A 22,959-nucleotide genomic window follows, 5' to 3' on the forward strand; every position below is an offset into this window, starting at 1 on the left:
TAAAATAAATCTTAAAGAAAATGGTGAAGCGATAATGAAATTTTATACTTCTGATAATGTGGAATTAGACTATGATGATGAGGGAAATAAAAGCAATCAACCCGTGATGATTCTTACCGGAATTGGGGGCTATAAAGAGATTTGGACCCTTACTGTCCAAAAATTAGTCGAAAGCGGTTTCAGGGTTATTAACGTGGATGCTAGAAATCAGGGGATGTCTGAGCGTACTAGTAAGGATGAACGAATGTCGCGCCATGCGATGGATTTATATGAGATTCAGAATGAACTAAAATTAAAAGAACCAATCTTGCTTGGGAATTCAATGGGAGCAGCAACCATGTTTGCGTACGTTTCTTTGTTTACTGATAAGGGAATTAAGGCCATTGTAGACGTTGATCAGAGTCCTAAGATGATTGCGGATCGGTCATGGCCATACGGATTTAAGGCTTTAGACTGGAGTAATTTTCCTGAATTTTTGAAGCAGCCATTTGGACGTTCGACTTATAGTAAAATTAATGATCTTTTATATAGTAAGATTCAATCGTTAAAACAGGAGTATCCATATGACGCCGACTTAAACTATTCGTTGTTAGTGGATCATGCTTTTCAAGATTGGCGTGACATTTTGAGTGATTTGAAGGTTCCATTGATGATTATAGCGGGAAGAAAATCACCATTTTTTGATTATCACTTTGCAAAAGTTGCAGCTGGGATGGCTCATAATGGTCATTATCAGATTGTTGAAGATGCGGGGCATATTATTATGGCTGAACAGCCAGATGTGTTTAACGATATTTTGTTGAAGTTTGTGAAAAGAATATAATAAATCACAATGGTAAGAAATATCATCGTGTGAATTATTAGACTTAACCTTTTAATAGCGGTCTCACTTTAATGAGGTCGTTTTTTATTTGGGTTTGTTAAAGAGTGTTAACTTGGTTGACTTTACGCACTTTGGTTAATATAATCACAATGTAAGCGGATATGAGCAATCGTGTCTGCGTGAAAATAAAAACAATTGGAGGGGTTTACGTGGCTGATAATATTTATTCCATTCATGAAAAGCACACGGGAATGCTAGAAATGGAATCAGAATTTCCTGTAAAAAACCGTGAAGAACTTAGTGAGGCTTACACACCTGGTGTTGCTAAGATTTCCAAGGCCATTGAAAAAGACCCTAGTTTAAAGGACAAGTACACAATGAGTGGAAAGTTGCTTGCTGTTGTTACTGATGGTTCAGCAGTTCTAGGATTAGGTAACATCGGACCAGCTGCAGGGCTTCCGGTTGTTGAAGGGAAGGCTTTGTTATATAAAGACTTGGCCAATGTTAATGCGTTACCAGTTGCCATTGATCAGGAAGATGCCAAGAAAATGGCCACTCACATTAAAAGTATTCAAGATACCTTTGCTGGGATCCATTTGGAGGACATTGCGGCACCAAAATGCTTTGAGTTAGAGGATATCTTGAGTAAAACATTAGATATTCCGGTCTATCATGACGACCAAGAGGGAACTGCTATTGTAGTTTTGGCCGGATTACTCAACGCTAGTAAAGTAGTTGGTAAAGAGTTGAAAGATTTAAAGATCGTCGTCAATGGGGTTGGAGCATCTGGTGTCGCTACTGCCTCGTTGTTGGAGCATGTTGGCATTAAAAATATTACTTTGGTTGATATCGATGGCGTGGTTAAGCCAAATAGTGAGAACTATAATTCATATCAAACTGGACTTGCCCAATCCTTGAACGGAAAAGAAGGACAAACTCTGGATGATGTAATTGATGATCAGGATGTTTTTATCGGTCTGTCAGATGCTAATGTTTTAAGTACTAGTCAAGTTAAAAGAATGGCAAAGGATCCGATTGTCTTTGCGCTTGCTAATCCAGTTCCGGAAATTCTTCCACAAGACGCTAAAGCTGGTGGTGCTAAAGTGATTGCGACTGGATCTAGTAAGTATCCAAATCAAGTTAATAATATTTTGGTTTTCCCAGGTCTGTTCAAAGGACTTTTAAAGAGTGGAATTAAAAAGGTTACATACCAAATTGAGGAAGTCGTTGCTGACGCGTTAGCCAGCATGATTCCTGATCCTACTCCAGATAAAATTGTCCCTGGGGTTTTTGATGAAAATGTTGTTAAAACAGTCACAAATTCAATTATAAAATATGGTGAAAAAGGATAAGAGGTACAATTATGGCAATATTTATTACATCAATCCAGAGTGTGCTAGCGATTGTAATTATGATTGCAGTTGGTTATGTAACACAAGGACTTGGATGGTTTAAAGAATCATTTTCCGGTTCAATCTCAAAGATTATTATGAAAGTTGCTTTACCATGTTCTATTTTTGTGGCAATGCTTAAATATTTTCATCCAGAACAACTAGCTAATTTGTCAACTGGATTAATCTATGTTGTGCTTGCTATCCTTTTAGGCTACGTTATTTCATGGATTGAAGTTAAGTTATTTAGAGTTAAAAAGGGTCGAAGAGGACTGATGATGACCGGTATTAACGGTGCTAATACCGTTTTTATTGGAATGCCCTTAAACGTTGCTTTATTTGGTGAGATATCAGTCCCTTATTTACTTGTTTACTATATTGTAAATACGATCATTATTTGGACTTTAGGTGTTTGGGTAATTGCTGCAGACGATCCAACCGCTAAAGATGGTTCCAAAGCTAAATTTGATTGGCACCATTTGATTCCGGCTCCATTATGGGGATTCATTGTTGCCATTCCATTTTTGTATATTCCATGGCTTCAGGAACATTTATTGGTTAATTTTGTCCAAACAACCTTAACTGATTTGGGGGCACTGGTTACCCCACTTGCATTAATCTATATTGGAATTATGTTGAGATCATTTGGTCTTAGAAACATGCATTTTGATAAAGATGTCATTTTGACTTTAGCAGGCCGTTTCGTGATTTCACCATTAGTCATGGCTGCAATTATTTTTGTTGGGTTCAAACTCGGAGCATCAATGGTTCCAACCTTCTCTAAGACTTTGATTGTTCAAGCTGCTACGCCTTCACTTGCAGTTCTGCCAATTTTGGCACAAACTTATCATGGTGATGTTAAGTTTGCTACAAACGTGGTTGTATCTACCTCAGTCCTCTTTATCATCGTAATTCCGATTATTATGTTAATCATGGGTTAGTAGAAACGGGAGATTATTGAGGATATGAATATTGAGACTAGAGAAATTAATTTAGAGGTTCCTGACCAATTTAATCAGTGGAGAGATTTTTTGAAATCACTTGGCATCGCCAATTTTTCTGGTGATGAGGTTGATCCCTTAGATTATACCGTTGGACTTTTTGATGGGAATAAATTAGTTGGTACTGGTTCATATTCTGGAAACATTTTGAAGTACATTGGTGTTTGTCATAAGTACACTGAAAATGGGGTTTATTTTAACAAGGTAATTTCGAATCTTTTAACAAGTTTGGGACAACGTGGAGTCTTTCATGTCTTTGTCTTTACAAAGCCAATGTATGCGGAAAGTTTCGAACACGTTGGGTTTAAGGAACTCGTTCAAAGTGATGATGCGGCCTTTTTAGAGACCGGTGATTATAGTATTACTGATTATCTTAAAAGTCTGCCTAAAGTTAATAAAACTGATAATAATGCCGGGATTGTCATGAATGCTAATCCTTTTACCGATGGTCATAGATATTTGGTTGAAAAAGCGTCAGAAGTTAGTGATAACGTTTACGTATTTGTTGTAAGTACTGATAAATCACTGTTTACGTCACAAGAACGATTAAAACTTGTTCAAGAGGGCGTTTCTGACTTAAAGAATGTGATGGTTGTTCCGGGTGGCGATTACTTAGTAAGTTATGCCACTTTTCCTTCGTATTTTTTGGGGGCGCAAGCAGACAAGGTGCGGTATCAGACAACCATTGATGCATTAATCTTTAAAGATTGGATTGCCAAAGATCTTGGCATTAACGTTCGGTTTCTTGGAACGGAGCCAAATTCCAAAACGACCTCAATCTATAATCAAATTTTAGAAAAGATTCTCCCGCCTGAAGTCAAAGTTAAAGTTATTAAACGAGATCAGGATGAAGCCGGAAAAGTGATTTCGGCCCGAACGGTTCGGATGGCCATTAAGAATGGTGAGTTAACATCAATTAAAGGGATTGTCCCAAAAACAACTTACGAGTTTATTACCAAACATATGGATTCGTTACAGGAAAGAATTAAGAAGGGAATGAAGATCAATGGGAATTAATAAAACGGCAATGGATGGAACGCTGGAATCTTCTGACATTCAGATCACAGTCAGTAAGGGTACTAACGGAATCCAAATTAATCTTGAATCTGATGTTAAGAAACGGTTTGGTGATGATATTATTGCTACCATTAAGGAAGTTGTTAACAAATTTGAATTAGATAATGTCAATATTAAGGCAGTTGACCAGGGAGCTTTAGATTGCGTAATTAAAGCTCGAACGATTACCGCAATTCAACGGGCCATGGGCGACAGCGAACAACCAGCATGGGAGGCACTATAATGGCTGAAAATGGTGAACGACTCAGAAGAACGATGATGTTTGTTCCAGGTAACAATCCAGGGATGATCAAAGATGCTGGGATCTATGGCGCCGATTCAATCATGTTTGATCTTGAAGACTCAGTTTCGTTAGCGGAAAAAGATTCTGCAAGAAACTTAGTTTATGAGGCTTTAAAAACGGTTGATTATGGTGATGCAGAATTAGTTGTTAGAACTAATGGACTCGACACTGACTTCTTTGAAGCTGACGTCAAAATGATGGTTAAGGCTGGCATCGATGTTATTAGAATTCCTAAAACTGAAAGTGCGGCAATGGTTGAAGAGATGGAGAGTCTAGTTGTTGACGCTGAAAAGGAGTTCAACATTCCAGTTGGAACCACTCATTTAATGGCCGCAATTGAGAGCGCTGAAGGTGTCATGAATGTACTTGAGATTGCTAAAGCCTCTGATCGCATGATTGGGATTGCTTTATCGGCGGAAGATTACACAACGGATTTAAAAACACACCGTTATCCAAATGGCTTGGAACTACAGTTTGCCAGAAATATGATTTTAAATGCTGCTAGAGCAGCTGGTATCGCCGCTTTTGATACGGTTTACACCGATGTTGATAATGTGAAGGGATTCTTGGCAGAAACCGAGTATATTCATGAGTTGGGTTACGACGGAAAATCAGTTATTAATCCACGCCAAATTCCTTTGGTAAACCAAGTTTATGCCCCAAGTGAAGATGAAATTAAGAATGCTGAAAATGTACTTGCTGCGATTGAAAAAGCAAGAAAAGCTGGCTCAGGAGTTATCTCAATGAACGGACAGATGGTTGATAGACCAGTTGCACTTAGAGCTGAGAGAGTTATGAAACTAGCTAAAGCTTCTGGCTTGATTGATAAGGAGGGTCATTACATTGGAAAATAAATTAGGTCGTAATTTACCCGATAAATTAATGAATGAACTGCACTTTAAACCATTTGAAACTACTAAGATTGGTAACCCGGTCTTTCAAAGAACGGCTCCTAAAGTCCAAGTTCAAGATGGACATGATAAATTAAAGGATGATTTAAAGCAGGTTGTTAAAGATAACGTGAAGGATGGGATGACCATCTCATTTCATCACCATTTACGTAATGGTGATTACATCTTTAATCTTGTGATGAAGGCGATAATGGACCTTGGAATTAAAGATCTAACTTTAGCACCTTCTTCACTGACCGGCGTAATGAATGATATGGCAATTAAAGCCATCAAGAATGGAACCGTTACTAACATCACCACATCCGGAATGCGTGGTTCATTGGGTGACGAAGTTTCTCATGGAATTCTTAAAAATCCAGTGATTTTCAGATCCCATGGAGGCCGTGCTCGTGCCATTGAAAACGGTGATATCAAAATCGATGTTGCCTTTTTAGGGGTTCCTAATTCTGACTGTTGTGGTAATGCTAACGGGATGGAAGGTCCAGCCGCATTTGGTTCACTAGGATATGCGTTAATGGACGCAGCTTATGCTAATAAAGTGGTTTTATTAACTGATAATGTGGTGGACTATCCCAACACCCCTGCCTCAATTCGACAAACACAAGTCGATTATGTCGTTAAGGTGGATAAAGTTGGTGATCCTAATAAGATTGGCTCTGGCGCTACTCGTTTCACTAAGGATCCAAAAGATTTGACCATTGCTAGAGCGGTCAATCAAGTGATTGTTAATTCACCGTACTTTAAAGATGGCTTCTCATTTCAGACTGGCTCTGGTGGAGCTGCCCTTGCCGTTACTCGTTACTTAAGACAAGCAATGCTTGATAATCATCTTCATGCCTCGTTTGGTTTGGGTGGAATTACTAAACCAATGGTTGATTTGCTTGAAGAGGGATTAGTTGATAAGTTAATGGATGTTCAAGACTTTGATAAAGCCGCTGCTGATTCAATGAAGAACAACAAAAACCAACAGGAAATTGATGCGTCATGGTATGCTGATCCTGATAATAAAGGATCAATGGTCGCTCAGTTAGACATTGCGGTCTTAAGTGCCTTGGAAATTGATACTGATTTTAACGTTAATGTGTTAACTGGTTCTGATGGCGTAATTAGAGGAGCGGTTGGTGGACATCAGGATGCTGCTACGTCTAAGATGACAATCATCTGTGCTCCACTGGTACGAGGTCGCATTCCAACGGTGGTAGATCATATTAGTACAGCTGTTACTCCAGGGCAATCGATTGATGTCTTAGTAACCGAATTTGGAATCGCCGTTAATCCTAATCGTCCAGACCTGATTAAGCAATTTAAGGATGTTCCGAGTTTGCATGTATACAGCATCCAAGAATTAGCTGAAAAAGCTGAAAAGATCGTCGGCAAAGAAGAACCACTGAAGTATACTGATAAGACGGTTGGATTGGTTGAGTATCGGGATGGAACGATCATTGATTCAATTCGACAAGTAAAAGATTAATTTTAAAGACGGTGCTATCTGTAAGGCAGATGGAGCCGTTTTTTTAAGGAGTTTGATAAGTTGGAAGATAATATTTTTTTAACTGGGAAAGTGCAGGGGATCCCAGCTGTACTTGCTAACAAAGACAGACGGGCACACATACAGGCTCAATTAAAGGAGCAGTATCCAATGGATACGATTGTGTCAATCAAGTTAAATATTCCGGGTCCCATCAAGAACAACCCGCAAATCATGAACTTATTTGATGTTGGCTATAAGCGATTCTTTAAAACACAGTTGTACAATATGAAAATTATCGATAAAATGGGGTGGAACACTGATGCGGGAAAAGAACGGTTTTTGGTGGTTGATGGTGATGGGCTTGTTTTGAAGAAACGAGCAATTCATTTTGAAGATTATGATCGTTTAGGACGTTTGTTTGATATTGACGTAATGGATCATAATCATTCTCATTACTCCCGGACTGATGTCAAAATGAGACCCAGAAGATGTCTGATTTGTGATCGAAATTCTAAAGAATGCGCTAGAAACCGTACTCATTCCGTGTCTGATTTGCAACGAAAAATTAGCGAGATATATTTTAGGAATGTCGGATATGAATAATGCGGTAATGGATTGGAAAGTTAAAATTTGTCAAAAAAATAAAACCGTTAACGCTGTGATGGAATCAATGTTAGATGAAGTTGTTTCTAATCCAAAACCAGGATTGGTTGATCCAGTTTCTCATAAATCTCATCCTGATATGGATGTCTTTACATTCATTGACAGCATTATTACAATGCGTCCTTATTTTGAAACCGCTTTTTTACGAGGACAAAATTTTTTAAGTGATGACTTAAGTCAATTATTGAAGTTGATTCGACCTGATGGAATTAAAGCTGAAAAAAATATGTTTAGGGAGACTAACGGTGTCAATACCCATAAGGGTGCAATCTTCGTAATGGGAATTATTGTTGCGTCACTAGGCTATCTTTCTCAGTCCAAAGCTTCCTTTACACTTGGAGATATAATTAATGTAGAAAAAGCTATGACTGCTGGAATCGTTAAATCAGACTTTTCGCAGGTGAGAAGAAAATCTGCTAGCAAATTAACCGCTGGTGAGCACCAATTTTTAGAATATGGGATGACAGGAATTCGTGGAGAAGCCGAGGCTGGATTCAAAACTGTGACAGGTCATGGCTTGCCAGCTTTGGTCGCTTTTAATGGAAATAAAAATGAAAAGATCCTTCGAGCGTTACTTAACATTGTTGCTCATAGTCAAGATAGTAATTTGATTAAACGTGCTGGATCGCCTGAAATCGTTGAAAAGGTACACAGGCAGGTTACTTCAATTTTAAACACTGAAGCTTTTAATTCCGCTCTAGTTAAAGAACAACTGGAAAAAATGTGTGAAAACTTTGATAATCAAGATTTAAGCTTAGGTGGTTCAGCTGATTTATTAATTTTAACCATCTTTTTTGGTAAGATAACTGATCATTTTTAAACATGAGTGACGTTTAGAAAATTAAATTGAAAATGGAGTGGTATTAGTGAAAGTTGGAATTGATAAAATTGGCTTTTATACCCCAACTTATTTTATTGATATGGTGGATTTAGCCAAAGCGCGTGATGAAGATCCAAACAAGTATTTAATTGGGATCGGACAAACTCAACAAGCTGTCATTCCCTCCACCCAAGATTCTGTTACGTTGGCAGCCAATGCCTCGGACCAAATTGTAAGTCAAGAAAATCGAGATAAGATTGATTTAATTATTTTTGGATCAGAAAGTGGAATTGATAACTCTAAGTCGGGAGCAATTTATGTTCAAAACCTGTTAAAATTGAGTTCACACGCACGAGCATTTGAAATTAAACAAGCCTGCTATGGAGCAACTGCAGGATTACAGATGGCTAAAGACTATGTTCACTTGCATCCCGATAAGCAGGCTTTAGTGGTTGGATCTGATATTGCTAGATACGGAGTTCAAACTGCTGGCGAGGTTACACAAGGCGGTGGAGCAGTTGCCATGACGGTGTCGAGTAACCCACGTATTATGACTATAAGCGATGATAGTAGTGTTTATTCTCAAGATATTATGGATTTTTGGCGGCCAATTGGAAAGACTGAGGCCCTTGTGGATGGACACTACTCAAATGATATTTATGAAAAATTTTTTAATGAAACCGTTCATGATTATTTAAAAAGACATGGTCTTACTTTTAATGATTTAAAGGCAATTGTTTTTCATTTACCTTACACTAAGATGGGGTTAAAAGCATTACGCCAAGTTCTTCCTGAAGTTTCAGTTAGGGAACAGGAGAAATTGTTAAGAGAATTTGAGGCTAGTCGGGTTTACAGTAAACGAGTTGGTAATTTGTATACTGGATCATTATATTTAAGTCTTCTTTCACTTCTGGATAATTCTTCAGATTTAAAAGTAGGAGACCAAGTTGGCGTGTTTAGTTATGGTTCTGGGGCTCAGGGCGAGTTTTATACCGGAATATTACAAGATAACTTTAGAGATCAAAAGCGAAAACAGTTAATGAATGAGCTGTTAGACAGTCGAAAGAAATTATCAATTGAAGAGTATGAACAAATATTCAATGGTTTGCCTAGTCTTTTGGATGATAATTATGAATTGGATCTAAGTAATGATCCTGCTAAATTTGTCTTTTCTGGTGTTAAAGAAGGTAAACGTCAGTATTTAAATCAAGAAAAAAACCATTCACTTTGAAGTGAATGGTTTTTATTTAATGCCAATTCGATATAAACCGACAACTTTACCTAAGATGACTACGTTTTTTAAAATAATTGGTGCCATGTCATCGTTTTCGGGTTGGAGTCTGAAATGGTCACTTTCTTTAAAGAATCGTTTGCAGGTGGCTTCGTTTTCGTCGTTCATGGCGATGACAATATCACCATTTTCAGCGGTATTTTGGCGTTTTACAATTACCTGATCACCGTCTAAAATTCCGATATTGATCATACTTGTACCACTAATGGTAAGCATGAAGAGTGAATCAGAATTTCGTTGGAGTTCGGTTGGAATTGGGAAATAATCAGTTGCGTCTTGAACCGCAAGAATTGGTTCTCCGGCAGCAACGGTTCCAAGTAAAGGCATCTCGTCCGGCTTTGATTCTTGAGAAACACCAAGATAGTTCATTCCATCAGAAGTAACTTCAAGGGCACGCGGCTTAGTTGGATCCTTGATGATATAGCCCTTCTTTTCTAAACGAGCGAGATGACCATGGACCGTTGAAGTTGACGATAATCCAACGTGTTCGCCGATTTCTCGAACGGTTGGTGGGTATCCTTGATCACGAACTTGTTTCCAAATGTATTCGAGAATATCATGTTGTTTTGTTTGTGATGCTTGCGACATAAGGCACCTCTGTGCTTTCTAATTGGTTTTTAGCTAAAATAAGAATACCACAAAAACGGAATTTTGCAAACGTTTGTTCGTGTACAAATCCTTGTTTTCACGCTTTATTTCGTGATATTATGATATCAGATGAAGGGAGAGGTTAACATGGCTGAAGATAAAGAATTAGAAAAACTCATTCCAAGAATTAACGAATTATCTAAAAAATCAAAAAACGAAGGTTTATCGGAAGAAGAAAAAGAAGAACAGAAGAAGTTACGAAAAGAGTACTTAGATCGTTTCAAGGCTAATTTTAAAAGTCAGATTGAAATGACTAAGGTCTATGATAAAAAAGGGAACGAAATTACTTCAGACAAAGTCAAGGAATCTCAGCGAAAGAAAAATTTGCGAGACGATTGATTCCAATCTTTTCAAAACCTTGCTAATTGTGTAAAATAATAATAAAAGGCTTGAAGGGAGGTCAATGATTTGTCTACATGGATCTGGATTTTAATAGTGATTTTGGCTTTACTAGCTGGTGCACTAATTGGCTTCTTCGGTGCTCGTAAGTACATGGAAAAGTATTTGAAGGATAATCCACCAATCAACCAGGAACAACTTAAAGCGATGATGCTTCAGATGGGACAAAAGCCATCACAAAAGAAACTTAACCAAATGATGAACGCAATGAAACATCATCAAAATTAAAAAAACGTCGAATTACTTCGACGTTTTTTTATTATGCGGTTTTGATTCATCAATGTACACGTAGTTGGGATTAATTTCATCATCGAGCTTGTCAAAGGCGGCTTGCATTTGATTTTCAATTAATTTTTGATTCTTATCATCCAATCTTTCTTTTTTGTTGATATAAATTGGATCACCAAAGTTAATTGAAACTTTCTGGCGTTTGAAAACTTCTTTGAGGGTCAATGGCCCCTGATAAACAACTGGTACCAGGGGCACTCCAGCTAGTTGGGCAATCAGTGCTGCACCGCCCTTGAGTTTTTTGGAATGCCTCGTACCAGACGGGAACATCATGAGTGATAGATTGGTTTTTCTCAGTGTTCTAACTGGAATTTTAATTGCTGAAATTCCTGGATTTGAACGATCAACCGAAAATACGTTGACGTGCCGCAAAAACCATCCCAGCATTGGATTTTTGAATAGTTCTTTTTTAGCCATGAAACACAACTGTTTAGGGCGAATTACCGTTGCAATTAGAATCATATCAAACCAACTCCGGTGGGGAGCAATTAACACGTAATTTCCGTCTGGGATACGATTCTTGTGCATCACATTCATTGGTCCATTTATAATTCTTAAAATGAATTGGCCAACTGTAAATAAAAACGAGTACCACAAAAGATTTTAAGCTCCTTTTTTTAAGATGTATAATTTAATAGTATATTATTAACGGTAAAAGTGACAAGTTAAATTTAAAAAATGGTGGTGAACTAGGTGAACTTGATTGGTGATGAACGAATTGACCAACTCTACAGTCAGGACATTAAAGTCATTCAAAGTCCAAGTGTGTTTTCATTTTCTTTGGATGCCGTAATGCTTGCTAATTTTGCTCAGCCTAAGATCAATAAGAATAGTCTTTTGGTTGATTTATGTGCTGGTAATGGTGCCGTTGGTTTGTTTTTAAGCAAAAAAACACATGGTAAGATTGCCGAAGTCGAGATTCAATCACGTCTAAGTGATATGGCAACTAGGAGTGTTCAACTGAACGGCTTAGAGGATCAGATATCCGTTTATAATGATGATTTAGCTAATGCTACCACAATTTTTGGCAAAGATGAGGTTGATACTATTACGGTTAACCCTCCGTATTTTTCAAATCTTCCGACTAGTAAAAAAAATCCGAATGAATATTTAGCGATTGCAAGACACGAAGTAAAAACTAATTTGAAAAGCGTTATTAAAACTAGTAGTGAGCTTTTAAAAACTGGTGGGAAACTTTACATGGTTTATCGTCCTGATCGCCTACATGAATTAATGAACTTAATGACTAACTTTCGACTAGCAATGAAGCAAATTCAATTTATTTACCCTAAAGAGGGAAAGAATTCTAACATGATTTTGGTATCTGCAATTAAAGATGGAAAAAATGCTGGTTTAAAAGTCGATTACCCGATTACGGTTTATGACCATGGTAGTTATTCAAAAGAGGTTAAAAAGATGTTGTATGGAAAGTAAAAGTTACTATATGTATGTCTTACTTTGTTGTGACGGGACGTTTTACGGTGGGTTTACCGATGACGTTTATCGTAGATTAGCGGTTCATCAAGCTGGGAAAGGGGCCAAATATACTAAAACTAGGCGACCTTTAAAGCTACTGTACTACGAAAAATTTAATGATAAAAGGAGTGCCATGAAAGCAGAATACGCTTTTAAGCATCAAACTCGGAGAAAAAAAGAATTTTTTCTAATTAGCCATGGAATTGACTCGACTCTTTGGGGTAATTAGTGGTTGGGTGTTATAATTATGGTGAAAAGAAAAGGGGGACTAAGTTATGAAAATCATTGCATATGGAATTAGAGACGATGAACGACCATACTTAGAACAATGGGATAAAGCTCATCCAGACATTGAAGTAAAAGCAGAATCAAAATTATTGGATAATGACACTGTCGACGAAGCAAAGGGATTTGATGGTGTGGTTGCATACCAGCAAAAGCCTTATACTGCTGATATTTTAGACAAATTAGCTAGTTTTGGCATTAAATCACTTTCACTTCGAAACGTTGGGGTGGATAATGTTGATGCTGATGCTGTTAAACGTGATGGCATTAATGTCACTAACGTTCCAGCTTATTCACCAGCTGCTATTGCTGAATTAGCGGTTACAGAAATGATGCGGTTACTTCGTCATACTAAAAAGTTTGAAGATAAGGAACGCCATGGTAACATGACCTGGGCTCCAGATATTGCTGACGAAATGAACAAGCAAACCGTTGGTGTCTATGCTACTGGGAGAATCGGACGCCAAGTTGTTAAAATCCTTCAAGGTTTTGGTGCCAAAGTGATTGCTTATGACCCTTATCCAAACCCTGAGCTCAAAAAAGAGGGAATTTACGTTGATACCCCTGAAGAATTGTATGCAAATTCTGATATTATAACTCTTCATGCTCCAGCATTAAAAGAAAATGATCATATGATTAATGATGATTCAATTGCGCAAATGAAAGATGGAATCAAAATTATCAATGCTGCCCGTGGAAGTTTAATTGATACTGATGCTTTGATTCGTGGCCTTGACAGTGGCAAGATCTCAGGAGCTGCTCTTGATGTGTACGAAAACGAAGTGGGTATTTTCAATGTTGATTTTGGAAGTTTTGATAAGATCCCAGATGACAGATTGAAGAACTTGATGAAACGGGATAATGTTTTAATCACTCCACACATTGCATTTTATACGAAGCCTGCGGTTAAGAACATGGTTCAAATTGCACTCGATTCAAACGTTCAATTGATTAAAAACGGTAAGTCCGATAACTCAGTTGAAGTTAAATAGGAACTCAAAATAAAAAGCGCACTTTGATATGAAGTGCGCTTTTTATTTTGATAGAGCCTTTAAAAGTTCACAAAGCTCATTTTGAGAAGTTACCGTTTGATCTGGGACAAAGTTTGTTTCTGGGACGGATCGTTTGCGGTGATTGAACCAAAAGGCATGCCAACCAGCTCGCTTGGCTGAAATGATGTCACCAGTAAATGAATCGCCAATGTAAGCTACTTCGGATGGTCTGACATCTAATCTATGATTCATAACGGTAAAAATTTTAGGATCCGGTTTTAACATGCCAACTGACTCTGAAGCAATGATGTAATTAGGATCAATGTAATCATCTAATCCAAGGATCTTTAGTTCGTTATTTAAGAATTGACTGGATCCGTTAGCAATAATTCCAATTTTTAAATTATTTGACAACATTTGGATTGTCTTTAAAAGATCGTGATAAGATGAAATTTCTTTAATACAAGTTAGATAGTTTTTCTTAAAATGTTTAATTTCTTCTTTATCCGGATCAAGATCGTTAACACCATTTTTGATGTTTTGATAAACTAGTTCATTTTGCTTGTAAGTCCCAGACATTATATTGGAATAAACTAAGGGACTTTGAATTTGAAAATTTTTAAATGAAGTAGCTGAGTCAATAATTGGATGATTAGGGAACGTCTTAAAAAAGGCCTCTTCTGAAACCCGCTTTTGATCATACAATGTGTCGTCGACGTCAAATACGACAGCTTTTATCATTTAAACTCCTCCTCAGATAAATAAAACCGTAACACATTTTTAATATTATACGCAAGATTTGATTAAATCTCAAAATATTATTGTTATTTACGTTGATATTTTGTATACTAATCCTTGGTGTTAATTACCAATACACACCTAGAAGGTTTTGTAAGGTGGTGCTCATTTGAGTTCCTTGCATAATTCTAGGGAGGAAAAAACTTTTATATGGAGGCTAATTATGGCTGTAGTTACAATGAAACAATTACTTGAGGCTGGTGTTCATTTCGGTCACCAAACTCGTCGTTGGAATCCTAAGATGAAGAAATACATTTTTACTGAACGTAATGGTATTTATATCATCGATTTACAAAAGACGGTTAAGTGCATTGACCGTGCTTACAACTTTATGAAGGATGAAGCAGCAAATGATGCTGTAATTCTTTTTGTTGGTACTAAGAAACAAGCTCAAGATTCAATTGAAGAAGAAGCAAAACGTGCTGGTGTTTACTACGTTAACCATCGTTGGTTAGGTGGTACTCTTACCAACTGGAACACGATTCAAAAACGAATTAAGTACTTGAAGAAACTTAAAAAGATGGCTCAAGATGGCACTTTTGAACGTTTACCAAAGAAGGAAGTTGCTTTGCTTAAGAAGCAAACCGACAAACTTGAAAGATTCTTAGGCGGTATCGAAGATATGCCTAAGATTCCGGATGTAATGTTCATCGTTGATCCACATAAGGAACAAATTGCTTTGCATGAAGCTCAAAAGCTCAATATTCCGGTTGTAGCAATGGTAGATACTAATACTGATCCTGATGGAATTGATTATGTTATTCCTTCTAATGATGATGCAATTCGTGCCATCAGATTGATTACTTCAACAATGGCTGATGCTATTATTGAGGGTAAACAGGGTGAAGATGAAGTTAGCGAAAAAGATTTTGATAAAAATGCTGACCAAAAAGATGAAAAATCCGAAGAAACTAAATAATTAAAGTGATAGGCTGACTTTTGTTTAGACCCTTTTGGCCTAATTTAAGTCAGTTTTTTATTAAAACAAAGGAGATCACAATTATGGCAAAAGTAACTGCTAAACAAGTTAAAGAGTTACGTGACAAGACTAGTGCTGGTATGATGGATGCTAAGAAGGCTTTAGTTGCCGCCGATGGTGATGAAAAGAAAGCCATTGATATTCTTAGAGAAAATGGGGTTGCAAAGGCTGAAAAGAAGAGTGGAAAGGTGGCTGCCAGTGGCCTCACTCGAGTTGCTGTTCATGATAACAAGGCTGCGATCGTTGAAATTAACTCGCAAACGGACTTTGTTGCCAGCAATGATGACTTTAAGGATTTGATTGATGCTGTTGCTGATGCAATTGCTTTAAATCAGCCTAAAGATTTAGATGCAGCAATGAAACTTGAATTAAACGATGGAACCGTCGAAGATGCCATCATTAATACTACCCAAGTTACTGGTGAAAAAATCAAATTGCGTCGTTTCAAGACCTTTAATAAAAATGATGATGATAGTTTTGGCTTTTATCTTCATAATGGTGGAGAAATTGGTGCTTTGGTTGAACTTCAAGGTGGAGATGACAATACTGCTAAGGATGTTGCCATGCATGTTGCTGCTGAAAACCCAGAATTCTTAACTCAAGATGAAATTCCTTCGGATCGGTTGCAGCATGAACGTGAAGTTCTTAAAAAGGAAGCTCTAAGTGAGGGTAAACCTGAAAAGATCGTTGAAAAGATGGTTGATGGGCGTTTAAAGAAATTCTTAGCTCAAATTAGTTTAGCTGATCAACCTTTTGTTAAGGATCCTGATATGTCTGTTCAACAATATGTTGAATCAAATAATGGTAAACTAAAAGGCTTTGTTCGATATGAAGTTGGTGAAGGTATTGAACAAGATACTCAAAGTTTTGCTGATGAAGTTAAACAACAAATGAATCAATAATATTTCAGCAAAAAGTCAGTGTTAAATGCACTGGCTTTTTTGTTATACCTAACTTCAGGGCACTGTTGTTATACGTTAATATATGCTAAAATTATCGTAGTTAATTTATATTGTTGGAGGAAATCTGATGGCAGATTTAAAGTACAAACGGATCGTTTTAAAGTTAAGCGGTGAAGCTCTTGCTGGTGATAAAGGATTTGGAATTAATCCCCCCGTTATCAAGACGATTGCTGAAGAAATTAGAGATGTTTATAACTTAGGGATTCAAATTGCCATCGTTGTCGGTGGTGGAAACATGTGGCGTGGTGAAGCTGGTGAAGAAATGGGAATGGAAAGATCTCAAGCCGATTATATTGGGATGCTTTCGACCATTATGAACGGTTTAGCCTTACAGGATAACCTTGAATCAGTGGATGTTCCGACTAGGCTTCAAACATCGATTGAAATGAAGCAAATTGCAGAACCCTACATTCGGCGTAAAGCAGTTCGCCACTTAGAGAAGGGACGAATTGTGATTTTTTCTGGAGGTACTGGTAATCCGTACTTTTCAACTGATACTACGGCAGTCCTCCGTGCTGCTGAAATTGACGCTGATGCCATTTTAATGGCAAAAAACGGAGTTGACGGAATTTACTCAGCTGATCCTAAAACCGATCCCAATGCTAAAAAGTATGAGAAATTAACGCAAATGGATATCATTAACAAAGGCTTACATGTTATGGATACTACTGCAAGCTCACTTTCGATGGATAATAATATCCCGTTAGTGGTATTCAATTTAAATAAGCCTGGCAATATCAAGAAGGTTGTTCAAGGTGATAAAATTGGAACAATCGTGGAAGGAAAATAATATGCCTAGTTCAAATGAAATTATTGACACAACTAAGTCAAAAATGAAAAAAGCAGAGGAAGCCTTACAGCGGGAACTTGGAAACATCCGAGCTGGTAGTGCTAATGCTAGTTTATTAAGTCCGGTTAGAGTTAACTATTATGGGGCATCCACGCCATTAAACCAAGTCGCTTCAATCTCAATTCCAGAACCGCGTGTAATTTTAATTACACCTTATGATAAGAGTTCGTTAAAGGACATCGAGCATGGTATTTTAGAGGCTGACCTTGGAATTAATCCGATGAATGATGGTGACAATATTCGAATTGTGATCCCACAGTTGACAGAAGATCGTCGAAAAGAAATTGCGAAAAAAGTTAAAGCAACTGGTGAAGAAAGTAAAGTAGCAGTTAGAAATGTTCGTCGTGATGGCATGGACGCTGCTAAACGGGGTAACAAAGATGGTGATTTTACGGATGACGAGTCTCATAATTTGGAGGACAAAATTCAAAAAATCACTGATAAGTCAATTTCTGAAGTGGAAGACATTATCTCGAAAAAGGAAGACGAGATTCTTAATGGTTAATAAAATAGGGAGTTTTTCTAATGGATGATGATAATGATAACGAAAAAGAAGTAACACCGGGCACACCTGAGTTTGATCACATGGCATTTCGTTTGAAACAGCCAGTTAACGAAGGAAACCTGCGTGCACTGGACTATGATGGTAATCAATTACAGAAAATTCAAGATAATGTGTACGTGATGCCCGCTTATATTAATGATGACTTTAACTTATTTTTTGTAGTTTCTCCCTTGATCGAAAATGACTGGATTATTGCTTTCTCAAAAGCGACGATTGAGAATGGAAACGAGATTACAGATCTGTCAGAGCCAATCCCAACCGGTGAGGGATTGAATCAACTCGGGGAACAGAGCCCAGAAGACGCTAATAAGATTTTAAAGTATTTTAATACTTTGGTTGACGCAGGTCGTGGAGAATGGAAATTAGTAAAGTAAAAGGATGAGGATTCTCTCATCCTTTATTTATGTAAAAGTATTGAGGTACTCAAATGACTAACGAACTGGATATAAAAAACATTCCTAATCATATTGCAATAATTATGGATGGAAACGGGCGCTGGGCAAAAAAAAGACACTTACCTAGAATTGCTGGCCATAAGCGCGGAATGGAAGTAGTAAAAGATATTACTACCAAAGCAAGTAATCTTGGGGTTAAAGTATTAACGTTATACGCATTCTCTACTGAAAACTGGAAGCGACCCGCAAAGGAAGTTGGCTACTTGATGAGTTTGCCAGCTAAATTTTTTGATGATTTTGTTCCGAGCCTCCTTAAACACAATGTTAAGGTTACGACAATTGGTGACATTTCTGGATTACCTAAAAGAACCCAAAAAGCAGTTTATGACGCAATTGATGATACTAAGGATTGTACCGGGATGGTTTTGAATTTTGCTTTAAATTACGGTAGTCGTGACGAGATTGTGCGTGGCGTTAAGGAAATTGCGCAAAATGTAAAAAGGGGTAATATAAATGTTGATGAAATTTCTGATCAGACAATTTCAGATCATTTGATGACCGCTTTTTTGGGTGAATATTCTGATCCTGATTTATTGATTCGAACTAGTGGTGAAGAACGGATTTCTAATTTTTTGTTATGGCAAATTGCGTACAGTGAATTAGAGTTTGTTGATCAGTACTGGCCTGATTTCACACCTGCCGATCTAGAAAAAACAATTATACAATTTCAACAGCGTCACCGTCGATTTGGTGGTTTGGACGCAAAATAGGAGATTTATTATGAAGCAGAGAATTATCACAGCGGTTATTGCTTTGATTATTTTTATACCGATTATCATTGCTGGTGGAATATGGATTGATTTAGCCGCTATCGTGTTAGGTTTGATTGCCCTAGCAGAAATTTTTATTATGAAAAAACGACTTTTAGTGTCTCCAGAGACACTAATTGCGTTTGTTGCGACAATTGCTATGATTATCCCGACAAACTGGTTATCATTTTTACCATTGTGGATTAAGCCTCCATTTGCAATTTACATTTTAATAATGTTATTGATGTTATTTACCGTATTTTCTAAAAATAAGTTCAATTTTGATGACGCTGGAGTCTTTACCTTGGCAATTTTGTACATTGGGTTTGGATTTCATTACTTTATTGAAGCCCGGACTGATGGATTAACAACCCTGTTGTACGCTCTATTTATTGTGTGGTTAACTGATTCTGGTGCCTACTTTTTTGGAAGGGCATTTGGAAAGCACAAATTGGCACCTCATATTTCTCCTAATAAGACTTGGGAGGGATCGATTGGCGGTACAGCACTAGCAGCCATTTTGTGTACAATCTTTGTCTGCTTTTTCCCAATTGATGGGATTGGTACTGTAAGTATGTTCTTTATTACGATTGTTCTTTCCATTTTTGGTCAATTTGGTGATTTAGTTGAGTCAGCTTTAAAGCGTTATTATGGAGTTAAGGATTCCGGCAAGATTTTGCCAGGCCACGGTGGAATATTAGATCGATTCGATAGTTTATTATTTGTTCTACCACTACTACATTTATTTGGAATTGTGTAATATCTGGAAGGGACTGGGTCTTTATTGTTAATTACAATCATTAGTTTCATAATCATTTTTGGAATATTAGTTTTTGTTCATGAATTTGGTCATTTTATCGTGGCTAAAATGTCAGGAATCATGGTCCGTGAATTTTCGATTGGAATGGGTCCCAAGTTGTTTTACTATCGACATAATCACACGACTTATACACTACGATTACTGCCTATTGGTGGATATGTTCGAATGGCTGGAAGTAGTGATGATGAGGATGAAGAAATTCAGCCAGGGACTCCAGTTCGGCTTCAAACTAATAGCAAAGGTGTTGTTACTAGAATTGATTTGAGTAATAAAAGCCAACTGTTTCAAGGAATACCACTAGATGTGTCGGGATCCGATCTAGAAGGGGGTCTCTGGATTGAAGGATACGAAAATGGTGATGATTCTGAGAAAAAAAAGTTTTCTGTTGATCACGATGCTACTATTATTGAAAAAGATGGGATCGAGGTTCAAATCGCGCCGGTTGACGTTCAATTTCAGTCAGCACCTTTGTATAAACGACTTTTGGTAAATTGCGCGGGAATTTTTAACAACGTTGTCTTGGCAATTTTGGCATTTATGCTTTTGTCCTTCATGCAAGGTGGAGTTCCTAATAACTCAAACAAGGTTAACCTGTCGCCACAAGTTTCAATTGCGAAAAAAGCTGGTCTGCAAAATAATAGTAATATTTTGGCTGTTGATGGTCACAAAACCAACACGTGGAATGATATCGGCACGTTGATTCAGAAGCGCCCAGATAAAAAAGTAACTTTAACGGTTAAGCATGATGGAAAAGTTAAAAATATTTCAATGACGACTGAAGCCAAAACCATTCAGAAGCAAAAAGTTGGTATGATTGGAGTTCAGCAGGCGATGGACACTAGTTTTTCAGCTAAGTTGTTTTCTGGATTTACTCGAACCTGGGATATGACAACTGAATTGTTTGGTGTGTTGGGTTCAATGTTTACCCATTTTTCTTTAAATGACTTAGGTGGTCCAGTTGCCATTTTTGCGGAGACGTCTAACGCATCCAAGGGCGGTTTTTTAGGACTGTTGAGCTTTTTAGCATTTTTATCCATTAATTTAGCCATTGTAAATGTGTTACCAATTCCAGCCTTGGATGGTGGTAAAATATTATTAAATATTGTGGAAGCAATTAGAAGAAAACCAGTTTCGGAAAAAACGGAAACGATCATTACGCTCATTGGTTTTGCCATTCTGATAGTATTGATGGTACTGGTAACTTGGAATGATATTGAGCGATACTTTATTCGATAAAACTTTAGGGGTTATAAAATGAAACAGTCAAAATTATTGATACCAACTTTAAAACAAGATCCAGCGGGAGCTGAAGCTCTTAGTCATAAAATGCTAGTTCGATCTGGATTCGTTAGGCAGGTTTCGGCAGGTATGTATGCATATTTACCACTGGCATATCGCGTGCTTGAAAACATCAAAAAAATTGTTCGTGAAGAATTAGATAAAACCGATGCAGCAGAAATGTTGATGCCCGCAGTTATTCCAGCTAAATTATGGAAAGATTCGGGTAGATATGACACTTATGGTCCCGAACTATTTAAATTTAAAAATCGACATGATACGGATTTTATTTTGGGTCCTACACATGAAGAAACTTTTACAGATCTAATTAAAAATAATATCAAATCATATAAAAAGCTTCCTTTAATTTTATATCAAATTCAACCTAAGTATCGTGATGAAGATCGGCCACGTTATGGATTGTTGCGTAGTCGAGAGTTTATTATGCTCGATGTCTATTCCTTTTCTGAAGATGATGATGATTTGGATAAGATTTATAAACAAATGGAAGCAGCGTTTCAGAGAATTTTTGACCGGATTGGGTTAAATTATCGGACCATCATTGGTGATTCTGGGTCAATGGGTGGCTCCGATTCAAAAGAATTTTCTGCTCCTGCTGCGGTTGGTGAAGATACGATTGTCTATTCGGATGATAGTGATTATGCTGCTAATCTGGAGATGGCAACGAATATGTTTGTTGATCAAAAGGGACATCAAGAATTAAATGATTTGGAATTAGTTGACACTCCAGATGTTAATAACATTAATCAAGTTAGTAAGTTCTTTGATGTTGAAAAAGATCAGATTATTAAAAGTTTGCTTTATATCGTTGATGGTAAGCCAGTAATGATTTTGATTCGGGGAGACCAAAAAATTAATCCAACAAAGGTTAAGAATTATTTTGATGCTGATTCGGCAGAACTTGCTAGCCCAACTGAGGTTTCTAAATACTTAGACGTTAAACCTGGATCGGTTGGACCAATTAATGTTCCAGATGACGTTTCTGTTTATGCTGATCAGTATGTTAAAGGTATTAGTAATGGTGTTACTGGGGCTAACAAAAACGGGAAGCATTATAAAAACGTTAATTACGACCGTGATTACCAAGTAAAAGACTTTGGGGATTTTCATTTAGTTAAAGAAGGAGACATTTCTCCTGATGGTAGCGGAGTATTGAAGTTTACCAAAGGAATTGAAATTGGTCATATTTTCAAATTGGGAACACGATATTCCAAAACATTGGGTGCTGATATTCTCGATCAGAATGGTCGTAATATCCCGGTTGTCATGGGCTCATATGGAATTGGTGTCAGTCGTTTGTTGTCGGCAGTTTCAGAGCAGCAAGCTGATCAAAATGGATTAGTTTGGCCAAAAGAAATTGCTCCATATGATGTTCATGTTATCCCAACGAATGTTAAAAATGATGAGCAATTAGAGATGACATCTTCAATTGAAAAAGAATTGGAATCAAAAGGACTATCTGTTTTGGTTGATGATCGTAAGGAACGTGCCGGGGTTAAATTTGCTGATTCTGATCTTATTGGAATTCCAATTCGGGTTACAATCGGCAAAAAGGCGGATGAAGGAATTGTAGAAGTTAAAATTCGTAAAACTGGCGAAACGATTGAGACTAAACAAGATGATTTAAGTAATACAATTGATATTTTGTCTAAAGAGATTTAAA

The 22,959-nt window shown here is 37.2% G+C and carries 27 protein-coding genes; 24 read left to right on the forward strand and 3 right to left on the reverse strand.

Features of this window, described 5'->3' with window-relative positions:
• Positions 1 to 34 precede the first annotated feature (34 nt).
• From AC6UDG_RS03390 to AC6UDG_RS03435, 10 genes are all read left to right on the forward strand, one after another.
• Positions 35 to 823, forward strand: a complete 789-nt coding sequence (locus AC6UDG_RS03390) for an alpha/beta fold hydrolase (RefSeq protein ID WP_500706399.1) — start codon at positions 35 to 37, stop codon at positions 821 to 823.
• Between the two features lie 161 nt (positions 824 to 984).
• Entirely contained in the window at positions 985 to 2,175 is a 1,191-nt protein-coding gene (locus AC6UDG_RS03395; protein WP_500706400.1) for an NAD(P)-dependent malic enzyme, read from the forward strand.
• Positions 2,176 to 2,186: 11 nt separating this feature from the next.
• On the forward strand, positions 2,187 to 3,155 hold the full coding sequence (locus AC6UDG_RS03400) for an AEC family transporter (RefSeq protein ID WP_500693867.1): 969 nt from the start codon (positions 2,187 to 2,189) through the stop codon (positions 3,153 to 3,155).
• Between the two features lie 24 nt (positions 3,156 to 3,179).
• Positions 3,180 to 4,232, forward strand: coding sequence for a [citrate (pro-3S)-lyase] ligase (citC, locus tag AC6UDG_RS03405; RefSeq protein ID WP_500706402.1), 1,053 nt, complete (start codon positions 3,180 to 3,182; stop codon positions 4,230 to 4,232).
• Entirely contained in the window at positions 4,222 to 4,515 is a 294-nt protein-coding gene (gene citD, locus AC6UDG_RS03410) for a citrate lyase acyl carrier protein (RefSeq protein ID WP_500693865.1), read from the forward strand. Before citC ends, citD begins: the two co-directional genes overlap by 11 nt.
• Positions 4,515 to 5,429, forward strand: coding sequence for a citrate (pro-3S)-lyase subunit beta (citE, locus tag AC6UDG_RS03415; protein ID WP_500699429.1), 915 nt, complete (start codon positions 4,515 to 4,517; stop codon positions 5,427 to 5,429). The genes citD and citE overlap by 1 nt, the downstream gene beginning before the upstream one ends.
• Before the next feature lie 28 nt (positions 5,430 to 5,457).
• Positions 5,458 to 6,957, forward strand: coding sequence for a citrate lyase subunit alpha (gene citF / locus AC6UDG_RS03420; RefSeq protein WP_500706652.1), 1,500 nt, complete (start codon positions 5,458 to 5,460; stop codon positions 6,955 to 6,957).
• A 60-nt stretch (positions 6,958 to 7,017) separates the two neighbouring features.
• On the forward strand, positions 7,018 to 7,560 hold the full coding sequence (citX, locus tag AC6UDG_RS03425) for a citrate lyase holo-[acyl-carrier protein] synthase (protein ID WP_500706403.1): 543 nt from the start codon (positions 7,018 to 7,020) through the stop codon (positions 7,558 to 7,560).
• Positions 7,553 to 8,440 (forward strand): triphosphoribosyl-dephospho-CoA synthase CitG, encoded by an 888-nt coding sequence (gene citG / locus AC6UDG_RS03430; protein ID WP_500706404.1) that lies wholly within the window; start codon positions 7,553 to 7,555, stop codon positions 8,438 to 8,440. The genes citX and citG overlap by 8 nt, the downstream gene beginning before the upstream one ends.
• A gap of 46 nt (positions 8,441 to 8,486) precedes the next feature.
• Entirely contained in the window at positions 8,487 to 9,671 is a 1,185-nt protein-coding gene (locus AC6UDG_RS03435; RefSeq protein WP_500706405.1) for a hydroxymethylglutaryl-CoA synthase, read from the forward strand.
• Between the two features lie 12 nt (positions 9,672 to 9,683).
• On the opposite strand, the gene lexA is transcribed toward AC6UDG_RS03435, so the two are convergent.
• Positions 9,684 to 10,319: a transcriptional repressor LexA gene (lexA, locus tag AC6UDG_RS03440; protein ID WP_500706406.1), complete on the reverse strand. Its 636-nt coding sequence runs from the start codon at positions 10,317 to 10,319 to the stop codon at positions 9,684 to 9,686.
• A gap of 147 nt (positions 10,320 to 10,466) precedes the next feature.
• Here lexA and AC6UDG_RS03445 point away from each other — a divergent pair, with 147 nt between their 5' ends.
• Together AC6UDG_RS03445 and AC6UDG_RS03450 are read left to right on the forward strand one after the other, a co-directional pair.
• Complete coding sequence (locus tag AC6UDG_RS03445; protein WP_500693859.1) at positions 10,467 to 10,718, forward strand: DUF896 domain-containing protein; 252 nt, start codon at positions 10,467 to 10,469, stop codon at positions 10,716 to 10,718.
• Between the two features lie 69 nt (positions 10,719 to 10,787).
• Positions 10,788 to 11,006 carry a YneF family protein gene (locus AC6UDG_RS03450; protein ID WP_500693858.1) on the forward strand — a complete coding sequence of 73 codons (219 nt, stop codon included), beginning with the start codon at positions 10,788 to 10,790 and terminating at the stop codon, positions 11,004 to 11,006.
• A 12-nt stretch (positions 11,007 to 11,018) separates the two neighbouring features.
• Here the strand turns inward: AC6UDG_RS03450 and AC6UDG_RS03455 are convergent, their stop codons facing one another.
• The gene (locus tag AC6UDG_RS03455) at positions 11,019 to 11,663 is read right to left on the reverse strand and encodes a lysophospholipid acyltransferase family protein (protein WP_500693857.1); all 645 of its coding nucleotides are present in this window, start codon (positions 11,661 to 11,663) and stop codon (positions 11,019 to 11,021) included.
• Between the two features lie 96 nt (positions 11,664 to 11,759).
• Here AC6UDG_RS03455 and AC6UDG_RS03460 point away from each other — a divergent pair, with 96 nt between their 5' ends.
• The 3 genes from AC6UDG_RS03460 to AC6UDG_RS03470 are packed head-to-tail and all read left to right on the forward strand — an operon-like array spanning position 11,760 to position 13,819.
• Positions 11,760 to 12,500, forward strand: a complete 741-nt coding sequence (locus AC6UDG_RS03460) for a tRNA1(Val) (adenine(37)-N6)-methyltransferase (protein WP_500693856.1) — start codon at positions 11,760 to 11,762, stop codon at positions 12,498 to 12,500.
• Positions 12,490 to 12,771 (forward strand): GIY-YIG nuclease family protein, encoded by a 282-nt coding sequence (locus tag AC6UDG_RS03465; RefSeq protein WP_500693855.1) that lies wholly within the window; start codon positions 12,490 to 12,492, stop codon positions 12,769 to 12,771. The genes AC6UDG_RS03460 and AC6UDG_RS03465 overlap by 11 nt, the downstream gene beginning before the upstream one ends.
• 46 nt (positions 12,772 to 12,817) lie before the next feature.
• On the forward strand, positions 12,818 to 13,819 hold the full coding sequence (locus AC6UDG_RS03470) for a D-2-hydroxyacid dehydrogenase (protein ID WP_500693854.1): 1,002 nt from the start codon (positions 12,818 to 12,820) through the stop codon (positions 13,817 to 13,819).
• A 42-nt stretch (positions 13,820 to 13,861) separates the two neighbouring features.
• Here AC6UDG_RS03470 and AC6UDG_RS03475 read toward each other — a convergent pair whose 3' ends face one another.
• Positions 13,862 to 14,560 (reverse strand): HAD family hydrolase, encoded by a 699-nt coding sequence (locus AC6UDG_RS03475; RefSeq protein ID WP_500701140.1) that lies wholly within the window; start codon positions 14,558 to 14,560, stop codon positions 13,862 to 13,864.
• Between the two features lie 220 nt (positions 14,561 to 14,780).
• Between AC6UDG_RS03475 and rpsB the strand changes: the two genes are divergently transcribed.
• From rpsB to AC6UDG_RS03520, 9 genes are all read left to right on the forward strand, one after another.
• Positions 14,781 to 15,536 (forward strand): 30S ribosomal protein S2, encoded by a 756-nt coding sequence (gene rpsB, locus AC6UDG_RS03480; protein ID WP_500693852.1) that lies wholly within the window; start codon positions 14,781 to 14,783, stop codon positions 15,534 to 15,536.
• A gap of 80 nt (positions 15,537 to 15,616) precedes the next feature.
• The gene (gene tsf, locus AC6UDG_RS03485; protein WP_500693962.1) at positions 15,617 to 16,498 is read left to right on the forward strand and encodes a translation elongation factor Ts; all 882 of its coding nucleotides are present in this window, start codon (positions 15,617 to 15,619) and stop codon (positions 16,496 to 16,498) included.
• A 127-nt stretch (positions 16,499 to 16,625) separates the two neighbouring features.
• Entirely contained in the window at positions 16,626 to 17,348 is a 723-nt protein-coding gene (gene pyrH, locus AC6UDG_RS03490) for a UMP kinase (protein WP_500695573.1), read from the forward strand.
• A 1-nt stretch (position 17,349) separates the two neighbouring features.
• A complete protein-coding gene (gene frr / locus AC6UDG_RS03495; RefSeq protein WP_500693850.1) occupies positions 17,350 to 17,913 on the forward strand; it encodes a ribosome recycling factor in 564 nt (187 codons plus the stop codon).
• A 20-nt stretch (positions 17,914 to 17,933) separates the two neighbouring features.
• Complete coding sequence (locus AC6UDG_RS03500; protein ID WP_500706407.1) at positions 17,934 to 18,347, forward strand: hypothetical protein; 414 nt, start codon at positions 17,934 to 17,936, stop codon at positions 18,345 to 18,347.
• Between the two features lie 53 nt (positions 18,348 to 18,400).
• On the forward strand, positions 18,401 to 19,138 hold the full coding sequence (gene uppS, locus AC6UDG_RS03505; protein WP_500706408.1) for an undecaprenyl pyrophosphate synthase: 738 nt from the start codon (positions 18,401 to 18,403) through the stop codon (positions 19,136 to 19,138).
• Positions 19,139 to 19,148: 10 nt separating this feature from the next.
• Entirely contained in the window at positions 19,149 to 19,937 is a 789-nt protein-coding gene (locus tag AC6UDG_RS03510) for a phosphatidate cytidylyltransferase (RefSeq protein ID WP_500693847.1), read from the forward strand.
• Between the two features lie 24 nt (positions 19,938 to 19,961).
• Entirely contained in the window at positions 19,962 to 21,233 is a 1,272-nt protein-coding gene (gene rseP, locus AC6UDG_RS03515) for an RIP metalloprotease RseP (protein WP_500695574.1), read from the forward strand.
• 18 nt (positions 21,234 to 21,251) lie between these two features.
• Positions 21,252 to 22,958 (forward strand): proline--tRNA ligase, encoded by a 1,707-nt coding sequence (locus AC6UDG_RS03520; protein ID WP_500695575.1) that lies wholly within the window; start codon positions 21,252 to 21,254, stop codon positions 22,956 to 22,958.
• Position 22,959 lies beyond the last annotated feature (1 nt).

The organism is Fructilactobacillus sp. X2R1C1, from assembly GCF_059901435.1.